Source organism: Arthrobacter sp. Soil_C_60, from assembly GCF_057656375.1.
On the sequence record NZ_JBDGKM010000041.1, the window covers coordinates 1 to 264 of the forward strand.

The 264-nt window shown below is 67.4% G+C and carries 1 protein-coding gene; it reads right to left on the reverse strand.

Annotated elements, in window-relative coordinates; all coding sequences use genetic code 11:
- The coding region (locus AC3A4M_RS22865; RefSeq protein WP_498738922.1) for a 3-hydroxyacyl-CoA dehydrogenase NAD-binding domain-containing protein at window positions 1–195 on the reverse strand (195 nt) is incomplete at its 3' end.
- Between the last annotated feature and the right edge of the window lie 69 nt (window positions 196–264).

Here is a 264-nt window from a genome sequence, read left to right on the forward strand (position 1 = left end):
GCCGCGCTCGACGGATTTCGCCGCGGAGGATTCGACTCGTTCCCGGGCCGCCTGAGCGGCGGCTTCGTCGCGCTCGATGACCACGACCTCGGCGCCGGTGACCAGGAACGCGTGGGCGATGCCCGCGCCCATTCTGCCGCCGCCAAGGACGCCGACCTTCTGGGGGAGCCCTGCGGGCAGTACGGAGTTGCTCATCTACTTCTTCTTTCTGTCGAGGAAGGCCTGCATGCGCTCGAACTTGGCCTGGGACTCGAACAGCATGCC